The organism is Azospirillum sp. A29 (assembly GCF_042604625.1).
Taxonomy (GTDB): Bacteria; Pseudomonadota; Alphaproteobacteria; order Azospirillales; family Azospirillaceae; genus Azospirillum; species Azospirillum palustre.
On the sequence record NZ_CP170466.1, the window covers coordinates 1,048,223 to 1,064,059 of the forward strand.

The window sequence follows — 15,837 nt, forward strand, 5'->3', positions numbered from 1 at the left end:
TGACCTTCCATCGGACGCTCCCTATCGCACACCTTGATAGGCGGTGCGCTGTTGCAGCGCCCGCACCTGTTCGGCGCTCAACGGCGTGTCGGCCGCGCCCCGGTAGACGCCCTTGTCCAGATGGACCGGGCGCGGCGCCCCGTCCTCCTGGCAGCCGGCCAGCAGGACGACGGCACCAAACGCCAGCAGAGCCGTCCGAACGATGCTCAAGGCCACCGTCACAGCCCCTGCTTCTGCACGGGGCCCCCGCCGGCCGGACCGCCGGTGCCCTGGAACAGCGAGCCGCCGGGCTGGCCGCGCTCCTGGCCCGACTTGGTCTGGTAGGCGGTGCCCCAGCCCCAGGCGCCGGAACCGAAGCCGCGGGCGGCGACGCGCTCGCGGTAGATGTCCGACACCTTGTCGGCATCGCCGGCCAGCAGCGCCTTGGTTGAGCACATCTCGGCGCAGAGCGGCAGCTTGCCCTCGGCCAGACGGTTGCGGCCGTACTTCTTGAACTCGGCCTCCGAATTGTCGGTCTCGGGACCGCCGGAGCAGAAGGTGCACTTGTCCATCTTGCCGCGGGTGCCGAAGTTGCCGGCTTGCGGATACTGCGGCGCGCCGAACGGGCAGGCGTAGAAGCAATAGCCGCAGCCGATGCACAGATCCTTGTTGTGCAGGACCACGCCTTCGTCGGTCTGGTAGAAGCAGTCGACCGGGCAGACCGCCTTGCACGGCGCGTCGGAGCAATGCATGCAGGCGACCGAGATCGTCCGCTCCCCCGGCTTGCCGTCGTTGATGGTCACGACACGGCGGCGGTTGATGCCCCAGGGGATCTCATGCTCGTTCTTGCAGGCGGTGACGCAGGCGTTGCACTCGATGCAGCGCTCGGCGTCGCACAGGAATTTCATCCGGGCCATGGTTCAAACTCCTGCGCGTCAGGCCGCCTGGATGCGGCAAAGGGTGGTCTTGGTTTCCTGCATCTGGGTTACCGAATCGTAGCCGTAGGTGGTCGCCGTGTTGGCGGCCTCGCCCAGCACGATCGGGTCGGCCCCGGCCGGGTATTTGGAGCGCAGATCCTGCCCCTGATACACGCCGCCGAAATGGAAGGGCATGAAGGCGACGCCGCGGCCGACACGCTCGGTCACCATGGCCTTGACCTTCACCCTGCCCTTTTCCGGACCCTCGACCCAGACCAGCTGGCCGTCCTTGACTCCGGCATTGTTGGCGTCGAACGGGTTGATCTCGACGAACATGTCCTGCTGCAGCTCGGCCAGCCAGGGGTTGGAGCGTGTCTCGTCGCCGCCGCCCTCATATTCGACCAGACGGCCGGAAGTGAGGATGATCGGATACTCCTTCGACACGTCGCGGTCCTGGATGGACTTGTAGAGCGTCGGCACGCGCCAGGACTTGGTGTCCTTGTAGGTCGGATAGCTGGCGACCAGATCGCGGCGCGGGGTGTAGAGCGGCTCGCGGTGGATCGGAACCGGGTCCGGGAAGTTCCAGGCGACGCAGCGGGCCTTGGCGTTGCCCGGCGGGTTCAGGCCATGCTTGATCGCCACGCGCTGGATGCCGCCGGAGAGGTCGGTGGTCCAGGACACCGCGCCGATCTTGTCGCCGCCGATCTTCTGGATGACCGCCAGTTCCTCGGGCGTCAGGTCGGCGTCGAAGCCCAGCTTCTGGAGCATCGCCATGGTGACTTCCGGATAGCCGTCCTTGATCTCCGACCCTTCCGGATAGGAACCCTCGGCCAGCAGCGTCACGCCGTTGCGCTCGACGCCGAAGCGGGCGCGGAAGGCGCCGCCGCCCTCGGCCACCGGCAGCGAGGTGTCATAAAGGTTGGCGGAGCCCGGATGCTTCATCTCCGGCGTGCCCCAGCACGGCCAGGGCAGGCCGAAATAATCGCCGTCGCACGGGCCGCCGACGGCGCGCAGCGTCGTCTTGTCGAAGGTGCCCTGATGCTGCATGTGCAGCTTGAGGCGCTCCGGCGACTGGCCGGTATAGCCGACCGACCACATACCGCGGTTCCATTCGCGGGTGATGTCCTCGACCGACGGCTCGTTGCCGTTGACCTTCACGTTCTTGACCAGATCCTCCGCGAAGCCGAACTTCTTCGCGAAGAGATACATGATCTCGTGGTCGGTCTTCGATTCGAACAGCGGCTCCATGATCTTGTCGCGCCACTGGACCGAGCGGTTGGACGCGGTGGCGGAGCCGGAGGTCTCGAACTGGGTCGCGGCCGGCAGCAGGTAGAAGTTGTCCTTGCGGTCGGGCAGCACCGCCGTCATCGTCGGGTACGGATCGACGACGACCAGCAGCTCCAGCTTCTCCATCGCCTTCTTCATGTCGGGCAGACGGACCTGGCTGTTCGGCGCGTGGCCCCAGAAGACCATGCCCTTGACCGGGTTCGGCTGGTCCAGATTTTCCTTGGCTTCCAGCACGCCATCGAACCAGCGCGACACCGGGATGCCGGTGCTCTCCATCAGCGCCTTGGAGCCGAAGCGCTTCAGGATGCTGTCATAGGGGAGATCCCAGACGCGCGCCCAGTGGCGCCATGCGCCCTCGGCCAGGCCGTAATAGCCGGGCAGGCTGTCCGAGGTGACGCCGAAATCGGTCGCGCCCTGGACGTTGTCGTGGCCGCGGAAGATGTTGGTCCCGCCGCCCGACACGCCGACATTGCCCAGCGCCAGCTGAAGCACGCAATAGGCGCGGGTGTTGTTGTTGCCGATGTGGTGCTGGGTGCCGCCCATGCACCAGACCAGCGTGCCCGGACGGTTGGAAGCCAGCGTGCGGGCGACGCGGTGCAGCTGCGAGCCCGGAACGCCGGTGACGCGCTCCACCTCTTCCGGCGTCCATTTGGCGACCTCGGCGCGGATGTCGTCGAAGCCGTAGACGCGCTTGGCGATGTAGTCCTTGTCCTCCCAGCCGTTCTGCAGAACGTGCCAGAGGATGCCCCAGACCAGCGCCACGTCGGTGCCGGGACGGAAGCGGATATATTCGTTGGCGTGGGCGGCGGTGCGGGTGAAGCGCGGATCGGCGACGATCAGCGGAGCGGCGTTCTGCTCCTTCGCCTTCAGCACATGCATCATGGCGACGGGGTGCGCCTCGGCGGCGTTGGAGCCGATGAAGAACAGCGCCTTCGACTTCTGGATGTCGTTGTAGCTGTTCGTCATGGCGCCGTAGCCCCAGACGTTCGCCACGCCGGCCACGGTGGTGGAGTGGCAGATGCGCGCCTGATGGTCGACGTTGTTGGTGCCCCAGAGTGCGGCGAACTTGCGGAACAGATAGGCCTGCTCGTTGCTGTGCTTGGCCGAGCCGAGCCAGAACACCGAATCCGGGCCGGACTGCTCGCGGATCGACAGCAGCTTGGAGCCGACCTCCTCGATGGCCTGGTCCCAGCCGATCCGGGTCCACTTGCCGTCGACCATCTTCATCGGATAGCGCAGGCGGCGCTCGCCATGGGCGTGCTCGCGCACCGAGGCGCCCTTGGCGCAGTGCGAACCGAGGTTGATCGGGCTGTCGAAGCCGGGCTCCTGCCCGATCCAGACGCCGTTCTGCACCTCGGCCACCACGGTGCAGCCGACCGAGCAATGGGTACAGACCGACTTGACCTGCTTGACCGGCGCCCCGGCGACGGCCGCCGCGGTGGCGGCGTCGGCCTTCTTCACCATGCCGAAGGGCATGGCGGAGGCCAGCGCGGCGCCGCCGGCGGCGATGCCGGAAGTGCGCAGGAAGGCGCGGCGGTCGACCGTGACGCCGGTGGCGGTGGCCAGCGTCTGCGTGAGCGTACGGGCGAGGTGGCGGCCGCCGGAGGTGGCCGAGCTTTTCTTGATGAGCATCGGGGCGTTCCTCTTAGAAGCGGCTGACTTCGTAGACCTTCCGGACATGGTCGGTCTCACGGTAGCCCGTGGAGGTCGTCTCTGCCGGCGCGGCCTCGGCCGTTCCGCCGGTGGCGGTCACGCCGGCCGCAACGGCACCCAGCGCGCCGACGCCGAGGCCGGCGGCGCGGAACAGGTCACGACGGGCGAGCCCCTTGTCCGTGCCCTGCGTATCCTTGCCCTGTTTGACAGCTTCATCAGTGGCTTTGACCGCGTTCCGCGTCATGGCTTCGCTCCTCACTTCAGGCCGCAAGGTCGAAGGCGCGCGCCTCGACCGCCAGAAAACTCCGTCCGACCGCACCGACCGCCCGATAGAAGCGGGCCGACGGCGAGGTCTCCAAATCCGCGAAGAACCGCCCGGCCCAGGAACCGATGTGGCGGTCGAAGAAGGCCCGCTGCCCATCGAGACCGACGGTGTCGCCGTCCTCCGGCGCGAACTCGCCGCCGATCAGGCCGGCCATCATCTCGCACAGGGCGGCGATGTGGTCCTCCGGCTCCGTCACGCCGTCGGCGCGGGCGATGCCCAGCCGCGCCATGGCGACGCGCAGCTCCGCCAACGGCTTCTCGTTCAGGAAACCGGTCAGGTAGAAGGATCCATAGGGGGTGCGCTCGCTGCCGCCGACGCCGATGAAGAGGGTGGTGAACTCTTCCTCCACCGCCGCCGGGTCACTGTCGCGTGCCGCTTCGGCCAGCCGGTCGAGAGCCGCGCCGAACTCGCCGCCCTCCCCTGCCAGCCCGCCCAGCGCGGCCAGGAACGCCGCATCGGGCGGGCGCGCGAACAGGCGCGCCAGCAGGGCATAGACCTGCGCGCGGAACAGTTCTTCCTCCGCCACCGCGGGGGGGACGATGTGATCGACAGCGCTGGACACGTGCCGCAAACTCCTCCCGGAACGCAAGACAGGGGCGTCGGCGTCCGCGGTCACGCCGCGCGCCGTTTTTGGAACCGCCCCTTGCACCCCTTTTGATGCACCTGCGAAAAACTGTTGCCTTACAGTGGCTTAGCAATCCGCAGACTGACAATAGAAGGACTGAACCTATCCTTTTGTCAACCAAGGACGCACCCGGAAGTGGGGACAAATGAATCTTTATCGCGCCGCTATGCTCGCGGTAACAGAGCGCCCCTTTGTTTTAAGGGGGTCCGCGCCGGCGCAGCGATCCGTCGCATTTCGGGAGTGAATTTGTGAGGGGGGACTTGCTTTGAGGGCAAGCCCCCTCTCCCCCTGGGGAGAGGGTCGGGGTGAGGGGGATGCATGGCATGGAGAGATGGGGAATTGGGGACTGTGCGCGGAAAAATAAGGTCTCGCTGTGCGTCCCCCTCACCCTAACCCTCTCCCCGGGGGGGAGAGGGGATTGGCGGTTGGGAAGAGGGAGCGTCCTCCACGACGAGTTCAGCTTCGACTTCGGCCCCCTCTGCCTCCTCGTCCAGCGTGTCGAGGAAGCCCTTGCCGACGCGGTAGAGGGTCTTCACCGGCACCCCGCCGGTGAACAGGCTGGCATAGTCGTCGGCGTAGTCCTTCAGCCCGTCGTCGTTGGCGTAGATCGGGTCCGAAGTCCACAGCTTGCGCAGGGCCTGACGATGCAGATCCTCCGGGATCTCGGCGCGCAGGAAGGGGGTGAAGTCGGACTCGCCGGTCAGGTCCTCGATCGCCGGCAGATCCTTCAGCGGATCGTCGGTCCCGGCTTCCGGTGAGGCAGCATCGGTCGGGCTCCCCTCGACGGCAGTGACGGGAAGCTCCGCAGCCTCCTCCACCGGCGCAACGGCCGGCGGCACCTCCGGCGGGGCTGGCTCCGGCTTGACCGCCGTGCGTTTCAGACGCGACCAGCGCGACAGGAAGGCTTCGCCGCTCACCGCCGCCCCTCCTCCTTCTCGAAGTGGCGCTTGCGCTCGCGCTTGTGGAAGGGGACGTCCACATGGTGCTGCTCGACGAAGTCGCGGACCAGCGCGATCACCTCCGCCGGCATCGGCACCGTCTCCACCACGTCGGCCCCGATCTGATAGCCCTCCCCTTCATGGGCCGACGCAGTGACCGTGAAAGGCACCAGCTCCTCTCCGTCTCCACCGGGACGCATCACGACCCACAGGCGCGGCGGGTCCTGCGACAGGTTCAGGCGGTAGCCCTCGGTGTCGGTGCGGAACAGCTCCAGCGTCAGGGTGGCGGCGTGGCTGTGGCTCCAGCCGTCGCCCTCCATCAGCAGGCGGCCGGGCGGCTCGACCGGGCCGGCGCCGGGAATGACCGAGACCGGGCGCCAGCTCCAGTCGGCCCAGGCGGTGACGCCGCGGCGACGCTCCACCACGATGCCCAGCGGCATGGTCTCGATGCGCTCAAGGGCTTGGGTAACGGGCTTGTCCGTCATGACGCATGTCCCGACGCCAGCAGGCGTTCGGCCTCGGCCAGATCCTCCGGCCGGTTGGTGTTGAAGAAGGGATCGACAGGATCGACGGCGAAGTCGGCGACGGCCAGCCGGTGGCGGGCGGTCCAGGCATCGACCTTGCGGACGCCCTCCTCCACCATGGCGCGGCGCAGATCGCCGGCCAAGCGGATCGGCCACAACCCGAAGACCGGATGCTCCTGCCCGCCCGACCGGGCACAGGCGAGGTCGGCGCCCTCATGCTCCAGCGCCGCCACCATGCGGGTGATGAGGTCGCGCGGGATGAAGGGCGCGTCGGTGGCGAAGCTGGCGACCCAGCCGATGCCGGGGGCGGTGCCGCGCATCCACTCCATGCCGGTCAGCACGCCGGCGAGCGGGCCGGCATAGCCCTCCACCACATCGGCCGCCACCGGCAAATGGAGATGGGCGAAGCGCGCCGGATCGCCGTTGGCATTCAGCACCAGCGGCCCGACCTGCGGCCGGACGGTGGCGACGATGCGCTCCAGGATGCTGCGGTCGCCCAGCGGGCGCAGACACTTGTCGCCGCCGCCCATCCGGCGCGACAGGCCGCCGGCCAGCAGAACACCGCCGATGTCGGGATGAGTTGAATTAGTCGTCATCGCGGCTTCCCTTGCGTCCATGCCGGCGATCCTCGTCGTCGGCTCCCGCGGCGTCGGTGTCGAACACCAGCCGGTCGGTGCCGGCCAGCGCGATGAAGCGCCTGCCCTTGGCCCGGCCGACCAGCGTCAGGTTGGCCTGCCGCGCCAGCTGCACGCCCCAGGCGGTGAAGCCGGAGCGCGAAACCAGGATCGGAATGCCCATCTGCACCGTCTTGATGACCATCTCGGAGGTCAGGCGGCCGGTGGTGTAGAAAATCTTGTCCGAAGCGGAAATGCCGTTCAGGTGCATGTAGCCGGCGACCTTGTCCACCGCATTGTGGCGGCCGACATCCTCCATATAGACCAGCGGCCTGTCCTCCTGGCACAGCACGCTGCCATGGATGGCGCCGGCCTCCAGATACAGGCTGGGCTGCAGGTTGATCTGCTTCGACAGCGCATAGATCCACGAGGTGCGCAGCCGCACGTCGGCCGGCAGACGGACGGATTCGAAGGTTTCCATCACGTCGCCGAAGGCGGTCCCCTGGGCGCAGCCGGAGGTCAGCGTCTTCTTCTTCAGCTTGGCCTCGAAATCGGTCGCGCGCTCGGTACGGACGACGACGGTGTCGGTCTCCTCGTCCACGTCGATGCCGGTGATGCGGTCGTCGCGCCGCAGCATGTTCTGGTTCAGCAGATAGCCGACGGCCAGACAGTCGGGATAGTCGCCGATCGTCATCATGGTGACGATCTCCTGGCCGTTGAGGTACAGGGTCAGCGGCCGTTCGACCGTCACGGCGGTCTCGATCTCGCGGCCGTCCTGGTCCAGGCCGCGGACGCGCTCGGTCAGCTTGGGATTCGCCGGGTCCGGCGCTATGGTGAAGGTCTTCAGGCTCATGGTCGGGCTCATGCGCGCGAGTGTGGGCGAGCGGCGTCCGTCGGACAAGCCCTCGCCGAAGCTATTCGAACAGTGATTTGGACTTCATGCAGGATTTTTCCCAAGCCCTGGCCGTGGCTTTTTCCATGATCCTGTCGATGGACGGCGCGTTGATGCGGATCGTCGGCCTGTCGCTGCGGGTCAGCCTGTCCGCCGTCGCCGTCGCCACGCTGATCGGCCTGCCGCTGGGTGCCGCCGTCGCGGCGCTCAGATTTCCCGGCCGCCGTGTCGTCGCCGTCGCGCTGAACACCATGATGGGCCTGCCGCCGGTGGTGGTCGGGCTGGTGGTCTATCTGCTGCTGTCGCGCTCCGGCCCGTTCGGGGTGTTGGGCCTTCTGTTCACGCCGACGGCGATGATCGTCGCCCAGACGGTGATGATCGTGCCCATCGTCGCGTCGCTTGCACGCCAGACGGTGGAGGATCTGCTGGTCGAGTATGACGATTTGCTGCGCGTCACCGGAGCGAGTCCCCTGAGGCGCTTGACCACCCTGCTGGCGGAAGCGCGCTGGAGCCTCGTCACCACGGTGCTGGCCGGCTTCGGCCGCGCCTCGGCGGAGGTCGGGGCGGTGATGATCGTCGGCGGCAACATCGAGCAGGTCACCCGCGTCATGACCACCGCCATCGCGCTGGAGACCAGCAAGGGCGACCTGCCGATGGCGCTGGGGCTGGGGCTGGTGCTGATGACCCTGTCGCTGGCGGTAAACCTCACGGCATCGCTGCTGAAGGAGACGGCGGCCAGACCGGCCTGAGCCCCGGCCCGGCAATCGCCCGGCCATGGATTGGAAAAGATCGGCCAGACCTTTGCACCCGCGGCCCGACTGCGCTATGTCAGCGAAGCAACAACGATATGGGAGGAGTTGAGGGATGCTGCGCCGTTCATTCGTGCTGGGCTTTGCCGCCGCCGTGGCCGTGGCCGTGGCCGGTCTGGTCCAGGCCGCCGCCCCGTCGGCAGCATTGGCCGCCGATCGCTTCATCACGGTGGCCTCCACCACCTCGACCGAGGATTCGGGCCTGTTCGGCTCGCTCCTGCCGAAATTCACCGCCAAGACCGGGATCGAGGTGCGGGTCGTCGCCAAGGGCACCGGCCAGGCCATCGACCTCGCCAAGCGCGGCGACGCCGACGTGCTGTTCGTCCACCACAAGCCGTCGGAGGACAAGTTCGTCGCCGAGGGCTTCGCCACCGTGCGCAAGCCGGTGATGTACAACGACTTCGTCATCGTCGGCCCGTCCAGCGACCCGGCCGGCGTCAAGGGCAGCAAGGACGTCGCCCAGTCGCTGTCGAAGATCGCCGGGGCCAAGGCGCCCTTCGTGTCGCGTGGCGACGACAGCGGCACGCACAAGGCCGAACTGTCGCTGTGGAAGACCGCCAACCTCGACCCGGCCAAGGCGGAGGGCGGCTGGTACCGCTCCATCGGCCAGGGCATGGGGCCGACGCTGAACACCGCCGCCGCGATGAACGGCTATGCCCTGACCGACCGCGGCACCTGGCTGAATTTCAAGAACCGCGGCCCGCTGACGGTGCTGGTCGAGGGCGACAAGCGCCTGTTCAACCAGTATGGCGTGATGCTGGTCAACCCGGCCAAGTTCGCCCACGTCAAGGCGGCCGACGGCCAGACCTTCGTCGACTGGCTGGTCTCCGCCGAGGGGCAGAAGGCCATCGCCGACTACCAGATCAACGGCGAGCAGCTGTTCTTCCCGAACGCCAACGAACCCGGGGCGTAAGGAGTTGTGCGTTCCTGCGATCCTGCCGTCCGGAAGGGTCGCGGGAACCGTCCAGCCAGCGTTTGTCCGGACCGCCCCTGACAAGATTCCCATTCCCATCGCCCTGCATTCCCCCATATGAGTGTCCTCAGGCCAGGGGCGTCAGCCCCAAGCGACAGGAGTTTTGGGGACGATGAAGATCGGCGAACGGACGGTGCTCGTCTGCGATTGTGCGCACAGCATCGCGCTGGACGGGACGGCGCTGGGCAAGGCTTGCGGCGAGGGCGGCACCCCCACCGTGCACACCCAGCTCTGCCGGGCGCAGCTCGACCGTTTCGAGGCGGCGGTCGCCACCGGACAGCCGCTGCTGGTCGCCTGCACCCAGGAAGCGCCGCTGTTTGCCGAGATCGCGTCGGAAGTGGCACCCGACACCTCCCTGACCTTCACCAACATCCGCGAGCGCGCCGGCTGGTCGGACGAGGGCGCCCAGGCGCTGCCCAAGATCGCGGCGTTGCTGGCCGAGGCCGCCCTGCCGATCCCGCCCACCGGTGCGCTGACCCTGACCTCCCAGGGCACCTGTCTGGTCTATGGCAACGACGAGCGCGCCATCGAGGCCGGCCGGGAACTGGCAAAGCGGCTGGACGTCACCGTTCTGCTGACCAGTGCCAGGGACATCCCGCCGCCGCCGGTGATGGACGCGGCGATCTTCCGCGGCCGAATCCGCAGCGCCCGCGGCTGGGTCGGCGCCTTCGAGATCGTGGTGGACGACTATGCCCCGGCCCTGCCCTCCTCCCGCGGCGCTCTGGGCTTCGAGCCGGTGCGGCAGGGAGCGTCGGCCCGCTGCGACCTGATCCTCGATTTGACCGGCGGCACGCCGCTGTTCCCCGACCACAAGCGCCGCGACGGCTATCTGCGGCCCGACCCCAACAGCCCGGCGCAGGTCGCCAAGGCGCTGCTGGACATCGCCGATCTGGTCGGCGAGTTCGAGAAGCCGCGCTTCGTCGACTTCAAGGCCGATCTCTGCGCCCACTCGCGCAGCCGCAAGACCGGCTGCACCCGCTGCCTGGACGTCTGCCCGACCGGGGCGATCACGCCGAACGGCGACCATGTCGCCATCGACCCGCATGTCTGCGCCGGCTGCGGATCATGTGCCGCGGTCTGCCCGACCGGTGCCGCGACCTACGCCCTGCCGCCGGCCGCCACCGTCTATGAGCGGCTGCGCACGCTGCTGGCCACCTACCGCAAGGCCGGCGGCGCCGCTCCGGCGCTGCTGCTCCACGATCCGCGCCATGGCGACGCGCTGGTCGGCATGATGGCGCGGCATGGCCGCGGTCTGCCGGCCCGCGTGCTGCCCTTCGCGCTGAACGAGGTGACGCAGGTCGGCTTCGACCTGTTCGCCCTGGCGCTGGCCTATGGCTGCACCCATGTCCGCCTGCTGACCGGGCCGGAGAATGAAGGCGAGACCGCCGGCCTCGCCTCGCAGATCGGGCTGGCGGAGGCCGCCTTCAGCGGACTCGGCTACGGCTCCGGCCGGGTGGCGACGATCGACGCCGCCGATCCCGACGCGGTGGCGGACGAGCTGTGGGCCCTGCCGGCCGACGCGGTCGAGGCGGGGATGTTCCTGCCGATGGGGCCGAAGCGCACGGTCACCATGCTGGCGCTGCGCCATCTGCATAGGGCCGCCCCGGCTCCGGTGGAGGTTCTGCCCTTGCCGCCGGGCGCGCCCTTCGGCCGGGTGTCGGTGGATGTCGAGGGCTGCACGCTGTGCCTGTCCTGCGTCGGCGCCTGCCCGACCGGCGCGCTGCTCGACAATGCCGACAAGCCGATGCTGTCCTTCGCCCAGGACGCCTGCGTGCAGTGCGGCCTGTGCAAGACCACCTGCCCGGAGAAGGTCATCTCCCTGGTGCCGGAGATCGACTTCCGCGACCAGGCCCGCGGTGCCGCGGTGGTGAAGGAGGAGGAGCCCTTCTGCTGCGTGTCCTGCGGCAAGCCCTTCGCCACCAAATCCTCCATCGAGAAGATCGTGACGACGCTGGCGGGCAAGCACTGGATGTTCGCCACGCCGGAGGCCGCCAACCGCATCCGCATGTGCGAGGACTGCCGGGTCCGCGACCAGTTCGAACGCGGCAACGAGCCCTTCGCCCTGGGTCAGCGGCCGGTGCCGCGCACCACCGACGACGACCTGCGCGAACGCGAGGAAGCCCAACGGCAGGCACAACCGGCGGCGGTGCGGCAAAAGCTGATGTGACGCCGAGACCCCTTGATCGCCGTCAAAGTCGGCATACCGTGATGTGGAATACGCTCCCGTCACCGTTGCACATCGTACGTGTGACGAACATATACTGTGGTGGCCCGTCAGCGGCCGCCCCTGGAGTCCAGCGATGACCAACCCCGTGTCCGAAGCCTTGCCGTCAGCCGCCGTCGCTCCGCTGGTCGATCCGTTCGGCCGCAAGGTGGAATATCTGCGCGTGTCGGTGACCGACCGCTGCGACCTTCGCTGCGTCTACTGCATGGCCGAGGACATGAGCTTCCTGCCGAAGGCGGAGGTGCTGACGCTGGAGGAGCTGGACCGGCTGTGCAGCGCCTTCGTCAAGCTGGGCACGCGCAAGCTGCGGCTGACCGGCGGCGAGCCGCTGGTGCGGCGCGACGTGATGCGGCTGATTCATTCGCTGGGCCGCCACGTCAAGTCGGGCGATCTGGACGAACTGACGCTGACCACCAACGGCACCATGCTGTTCAAGCATGCCGCCGGGCTGTATGAGGCGGGGGTGCGGCGGATCAACGTGTCGCTCGACACGCTCGATCCGCACAAGTTCCAGGCCATCACCCGCTGGGGCAAGCTGGACAAGATCCTGGGCGGCATCCAGGCAGCGAAGGACGCCGGGCTGAAGATCAAGATCAACACGGTGGCGCTGAAGGGCGTCAACGACGACGAGATCCACCGCATGGTGGCGTGGTGCGGCGAGCAGGGCTTCGACCTGACCTTCATCGAGGTGATGCCGATGGGCGACATCGGCGAGGGCGCCCGTCTCGACCAGTATTGGCCGCTGACCATGCTGAAAGCCGAGTTGCAGACGCGCTGGACCCTGACCGAGAGCGACCACCGCACCGGCGGCCCCGCCCGCTATGTCCGGGTGGAGGAGACCGGCCAGCGCGTCGGCTTCATCACGCCGCTGACCCATAATTTCTGCGAAAGCTGCAACCGCGTTCGGCTGACCTGCACCGGCACGCTCTACATGTGCCTGGGCCAGGAGGACGCCGCCGACCTGCGCACGCCGCTGCGCGTCAGCGACGAGGACGGCCCGCTGATCGACGCGGTGCGCGAGGCGATCACCCGCAAGCCCAAGGGCCACGACTTCATCATCGACCGCCGCCACCAGGGGCCGGCCGTCGGGCGGCACATGAGCGTCACCGGGGGGTGAGGGACTGAAATCCCGCAGGTCCGATCAGCAACCAAGAGCGAGCACCGCCATGCCCCTGCCCTTCCTGACCGGACTGCGCGTCATCGACCTCGGGCAATATCTGCCCGGCCCCTATGCGGCACAGCTTCTCGGCGACCTGGGCGCCACGGTGGTGAAGGTGGAGCCGCCGGGGGGCGATCCGCTACGCCGGCTCGGACCCGCCGACAGCGACGGCACCACCGCCGCCTACAAGCTGCTGAACGCCGGCAAGACCGTCATCCGCATCGACCTGAAATCGGCCGAGGGACGCGCGGCGCTCGAAGGGCTGCTGGCGAACGCCGACGCGCTGATCGAGAGCTACCGGCCGGGCGTGATGGACAAGCTGGGGCTGGGCCGCGGGCGGCTGCGGGAGATCAACCCGCGGCTGGTCCATGCCAGCCTGTCGGGCTGGGGCTATGACGGCCCCTATGCGACGCGGGCCGGGCACGACCTGAACTATATGGCGGTCGGCGGCGGGCTGGACGCCTCCGGACTGCCGGACCGGCCGGTGATCAGCTATCTGCCGGTCGCCGATTTCGCCTCGGCCCAGCAGACGGCGCTGGCGGTGGCGGGCGCGCTGCTGGGGCGGGAGCGGACGGGACAGGGCTGTTTCCTCGACCTGTCGATCATGGAATCGGTGCTGGGCTGGCAGGGCATGACCCTCACCGCGGCGGCGCGCGGTACCCTGCCGAAGCGCGGCGAGGCTCTGCTGTCGGGCGGGGCCGCCTGCTACCGCATCTACCGCACCGCCGACGGCCGCTTCATCACCCTGTCGGCACTGGAGGCCAAGTTCTGGGCCGGCTTCTGCGAGGCGGTCGGCCGTCCCGACTGGATCGCCCGGCAGGAGGATCCCCTGCCCCAGACCGCCCTGACGGCGGAGCTGGAGACGCTGTTCGCCAGCCGGACGCTGACGGACTGGAAGGCCCTGCTCGATCCGGTCGACTGCTGTTTCGAGGCCGTGCCGGAACTGGCGGAGGTCCACGACCATCCGCACATCGCCGCCCGCGGGCAGGTCCGCGTCTCGTCCGGCCCGGAGCCGCTGGTGGAGACGCTGATGGGCCTGCGGGTCGACGGCGCCCCGCCGCCGGCACGCGCGCCTTTGCAGGAGAGCGATGCCGCGGCGGTGCTGGCCGCCTGGGAATAGGGCTCAGCCTTCCCGCTAGGGCTCAGCCCTCCCGCCGGTAGGGCGACAATTCCTCGTCCAGCGCGTCGATCTCCGCCTCCACCGCCGGGCGTTCCTGCTTGAGATAGCGGTCCACCGCGCGGCGAAAGCCGGGGTCTGCGATCCAGTGCGCGCTGTAGGTCGGCACCGGCAGATAGCCGCGCTGGATCTTGTGCTCGCCCTGCGCACCGGCCTCGACCCGCGCCAGCCCGCGCTCGATGGCGAAATCCAGCGCACGGTAATAGCACGCCTCGAAATGCAGGAAGCGGTAGCTCCCGTCGGAGCCCCAGTTGCGGCCATACAGCGCATCGTCGCCCAGCAGGTTGAGCGCACCGGCCACCCAGTCCCCGCCATCCTCGCACATCACCAGAACCACCCGGTCGGCCATGGTCCGGCCGAGCAGGTCGAAGAAGCGGCGGTTCAGATAGCCGCCGCCCCATTTGCGGTCGGCGGTCTCCAGATAGAAGCGGTGGAAGGCATCCCAATGCTCCGGCTTCAGGTCGTCGCCGGTCAGGGTATGCAGCCGCACGCTGCTTTCGGCGACCTCGCGCCGCTCCTTGCGGATCGCCTTGCGCTTGCGGGAGTTCAGCGCCTCCAGGAACTCGTCGAAACTGCCGTAGCCGCGGTTGTGCCAGTGGTACTGCACGCCAAGCCGTTGCAGCCACCCGGCCGTGCCCAGCCGGTCCCAATCGGCCCGCTCCGGGAAGGTGACGTGGGCGGAGGAGACGCCATAGCGCTCCACCACCTGCTCCAGTGCCGCGACCAGCGCATCGGCGACGGCCTCGGACTGCGGTCCGGGCGCCACCAGCAGCCGCGGACCCGGCACCGGTGTGAAGGGAACCGCCACCTGAAGCTTGGGGTAATAGCTGCCGCCCGCCCGCTCGAAGGCATTGGCCCAGGCATGGTCGAACACATACTCGCCGTAGGAATGGCTTTTCAGATAGGCCGGCACCGCGCCGACCATGCGGCCGGACCCGTCGAAGGCGGCGAGATGGCTGGGCTGCCAGCCGGACTTGCCGGTCGCCGACCCCGATTCCTCCAGCGCCAGGAGGAAGGCGTGGGAGAGGAACGGGTTGCCGGGACCGGCGCAGGCGTCCCAGCCCTGCTGGTCCGCCTCGTCGATCCCGGTCAGAACCTTGACGGTGATGGCATCGTTGCCGTCGGGCATGCATGCGTCTCCTTGAGCGATGGCAAGGAGGTAGGCTTCATGCCGCAAGACAGCAAGGCACCGCCACCGCCCTGGCCATCGCCCCGGCGCCCATCGGGCCGCTGCCGTCAGGCCACCTCGATGATCGCATCGACCTCGACCGCGACGTTGCCGGGCAGCGACGGGGCGCCGACCGCGGCGCGGGCATGCTGGCCGGCCTCGCCGAAGACGTCGCGCATCAACTCGGACGCGCCGTTGATGACCAGCGGATGGTCGTGGAAGTCAGGGCCGGAGTTGACGAAGCCGCCCAGCCGCAGCACGCGGGTGACGCGGTCGAGGTCGCCGCCCAGCGCGGCCTTGGCCTGGGCCAGGATGTTCAGCGCGCACAGGCGCGCGGCGTCCTTGCCCTGCTCTACCGTGAAGTCCTGGCCGACCTTGCCGACGAACTTGCGCTCGCCGTTCCAGACCGTCACCTGGCCCGAGATGTAAAGGGTGTTGCCCGAACGGGTGTAGGGCACATAGGCGGCCACCGGGGCGGCGGCCTGCGGCAACTCGATGCCCAGCTCCGCCAGGCGTGCGTCGATCCGACCGGTCATGATGCTTCTCCCTTCCCTGCTTTGACCCATGACGGGC

The 15,837-nt window shown here is 68.5% G+C and carries 16 protein-coding genes; 5 read left to right on the forward strand and 11 right to left on the reverse strand.

Annotated features, from left to right (window positions below; translation table 11 throughout):
* Window positions 1–21 precede the first annotated feature (21 nt).
* The 9 genes from ABNQ38_RS19810 to fdhD form a co-directional block, all read right to left on the reverse strand.
* Complete coding sequence (locus ABNQ38_RS19810) at window positions 22–210, reverse strand: hypothetical protein (protein ID WP_377809856.1); 189 nt, start codon at window positions 208–210, stop codon at window positions 22–24.
* An 8-nt stretch (window positions 211–218) separates the two neighbouring features.
* A complete protein-coding gene (gene fdh3B, locus ABNQ38_RS19815) occupies window positions 219–896 on the reverse strand; it encodes a formate dehydrogenase FDH3 subunit beta (RefSeq protein ID WP_377809857.1) in 678 nt (225 codons plus the stop codon).
* 18 nt (window positions 897–914) lie between these two features.
* Window positions 915–3,815: a formate dehydrogenase subunit alpha gene (locus ABNQ38_RS19820; protein WP_377809858.1), complete on the reverse strand. Its 2,901-nt coding sequence runs from the start codon at window positions 3,813–3,815 to the stop codon at window positions 915–917.
* 13 nt (window positions 3,816–3,828) lie between these two features.
* Window positions 3,829–4,080, reverse strand: a complete 252-nt coding sequence (locus tag ABNQ38_RS19825; RefSeq protein ID WP_247873215.1) for a formate dehydrogenase — start codon at window positions 4,078–4,080, stop codon at window positions 3,829–3,831.
* A 16-nt stretch (window positions 4,081–4,096) separates the two neighbouring features.
* Window positions 4,097–4,723 (reverse strand): molecular chaperone, encoded by a 627-nt coding sequence (locus ABNQ38_RS19830; protein ID WP_377809859.1) that lies wholly within the window; start codon window positions 4,721–4,723, stop codon window positions 4,097–4,099.
* Between the two features lie 452 nt (window positions 4,724–5,175).
* The gene (locus tag ABNQ38_RS19835) at window positions 5,176–5,703 is read right to left on the reverse strand and encodes a DUF3306 domain-containing protein (protein ID WP_377809860.1); all 528 of its coding nucleotides are present in this window, start codon (window positions 5,701–5,703) and stop codon (window positions 5,176–5,178) included.
* Window positions 5,700–6,209, reverse strand: a complete 510-nt coding sequence (locus ABNQ38_RS19840; RefSeq protein ID WP_377809861.1) for a DUF3305 domain-containing protein — start codon at window positions 6,207–6,209, stop codon at window positions 5,700–5,702. The genes ABNQ38_RS19835 and ABNQ38_RS19840 overlap by 4 nt, the downstream gene beginning before the upstream one ends.
* Window positions 6,206–6,844 (reverse strand): molybdenum cofactor guanylyltransferase MobA, encoded by a 639-nt coding sequence (gene mobA / locus ABNQ38_RS19845; RefSeq protein ID WP_377809862.1) that lies wholly within the window; start codon window positions 6,842–6,844, stop codon window positions 6,206–6,208. Before mobA ends, ABNQ38_RS19840 begins: the two co-directional genes overlap by 4 nt.
* Window positions 6,834–7,715: a formate dehydrogenase accessory sulfurtransferase FdhD gene (gene fdhD / locus ABNQ38_RS19850; RefSeq protein ID WP_377809863.1), complete on the reverse strand. Its 882-nt coding sequence runs from the start codon at window positions 7,713–7,715 to the stop codon at window positions 6,834–6,836. The genes mobA and fdhD overlap by 11 nt, the downstream gene beginning before the upstream one ends.
* A gap of 86 nt (window positions 7,716–7,801) precedes the next feature.
* Here fdhD and ABNQ38_RS19855 point away from each other — a divergent pair, with 86 nt between their 5' ends.
* From ABNQ38_RS19855 to ABNQ38_RS19875, 5 genes are all read left to right on the forward strand, one after another.
* Complete coding sequence (locus ABNQ38_RS19855) at window positions 7,802–8,503, forward strand: ABC transporter permease (protein ID WP_377809864.1); 702 nt, start codon at window positions 7,802–7,804, stop codon at window positions 8,501–8,503.
* Between the two features lie 115 nt (window positions 8,504–8,618).
* Window positions 8,619–9,476: a substrate-binding domain-containing protein gene (locus tag ABNQ38_RS19860; RefSeq protein ID WP_377809865.1), complete on the forward strand. Its 858-nt coding sequence runs from the start codon at window positions 8,619–8,621 to the stop codon at window positions 9,474–9,476.
* Window positions 9,477–9,648: 172 nt separating this feature from the next.
* The gene (locus ABNQ38_RS19865; RefSeq protein ID WP_377809866.1) at window positions 9,649–11,703 is read left to right on the forward strand and encodes a 4Fe-4S dicluster domain-containing protein; all 2,055 of its coding nucleotides are present in this window, start codon (window positions 9,649–9,651) and stop codon (window positions 11,701–11,703) included.
* 133 nt (window positions 11,704–11,836) lie between these two features.
* On the forward strand, window positions 11,837–12,877 hold the full coding sequence (gene moaA / locus ABNQ38_RS19870; protein WP_377809867.1) for a GTP 3',8-cyclase MoaA: 1,041 nt from the start codon (window positions 11,837–11,839) through the stop codon (window positions 12,875–12,877).
* A gap of 49 nt (window positions 12,878–12,926) precedes the next feature.
* A complete protein-coding gene (locus ABNQ38_RS19875; RefSeq protein ID WP_377809868.1) occupies window positions 12,927–14,039 on the forward strand; it encodes a CaiB/BaiF CoA transferase family protein in 1,113 nt (370 codons plus the stop codon).
* A 22-nt stretch (window positions 14,040–14,061) separates the two neighbouring features.
* On the opposite strand, the gene ABNQ38_RS19880 is transcribed toward ABNQ38_RS19875, so the two are convergent.
* Window positions 14,062–15,225, reverse strand: coding sequence for a GNAT family N-acetyltransferase (locus ABNQ38_RS19880; RefSeq protein ID WP_377809869.1), 1,164 nt, complete (start codon window positions 15,223–15,225; stop codon window positions 14,062–14,064).
* Between the two features lie 107 nt (window positions 15,226–15,332).
* The gene (locus ABNQ38_RS19885) at window positions 15,333–15,800 is read right to left on the reverse strand and encodes a RidA family protein (RefSeq protein WP_098740384.1); all 468 of its coding nucleotides are present in this window, start codon (window positions 15,798–15,800) and stop codon (window positions 15,333–15,335) included.
* Between the last annotated feature and the right edge of the window lie 37 nt (window positions 15,801–15,837).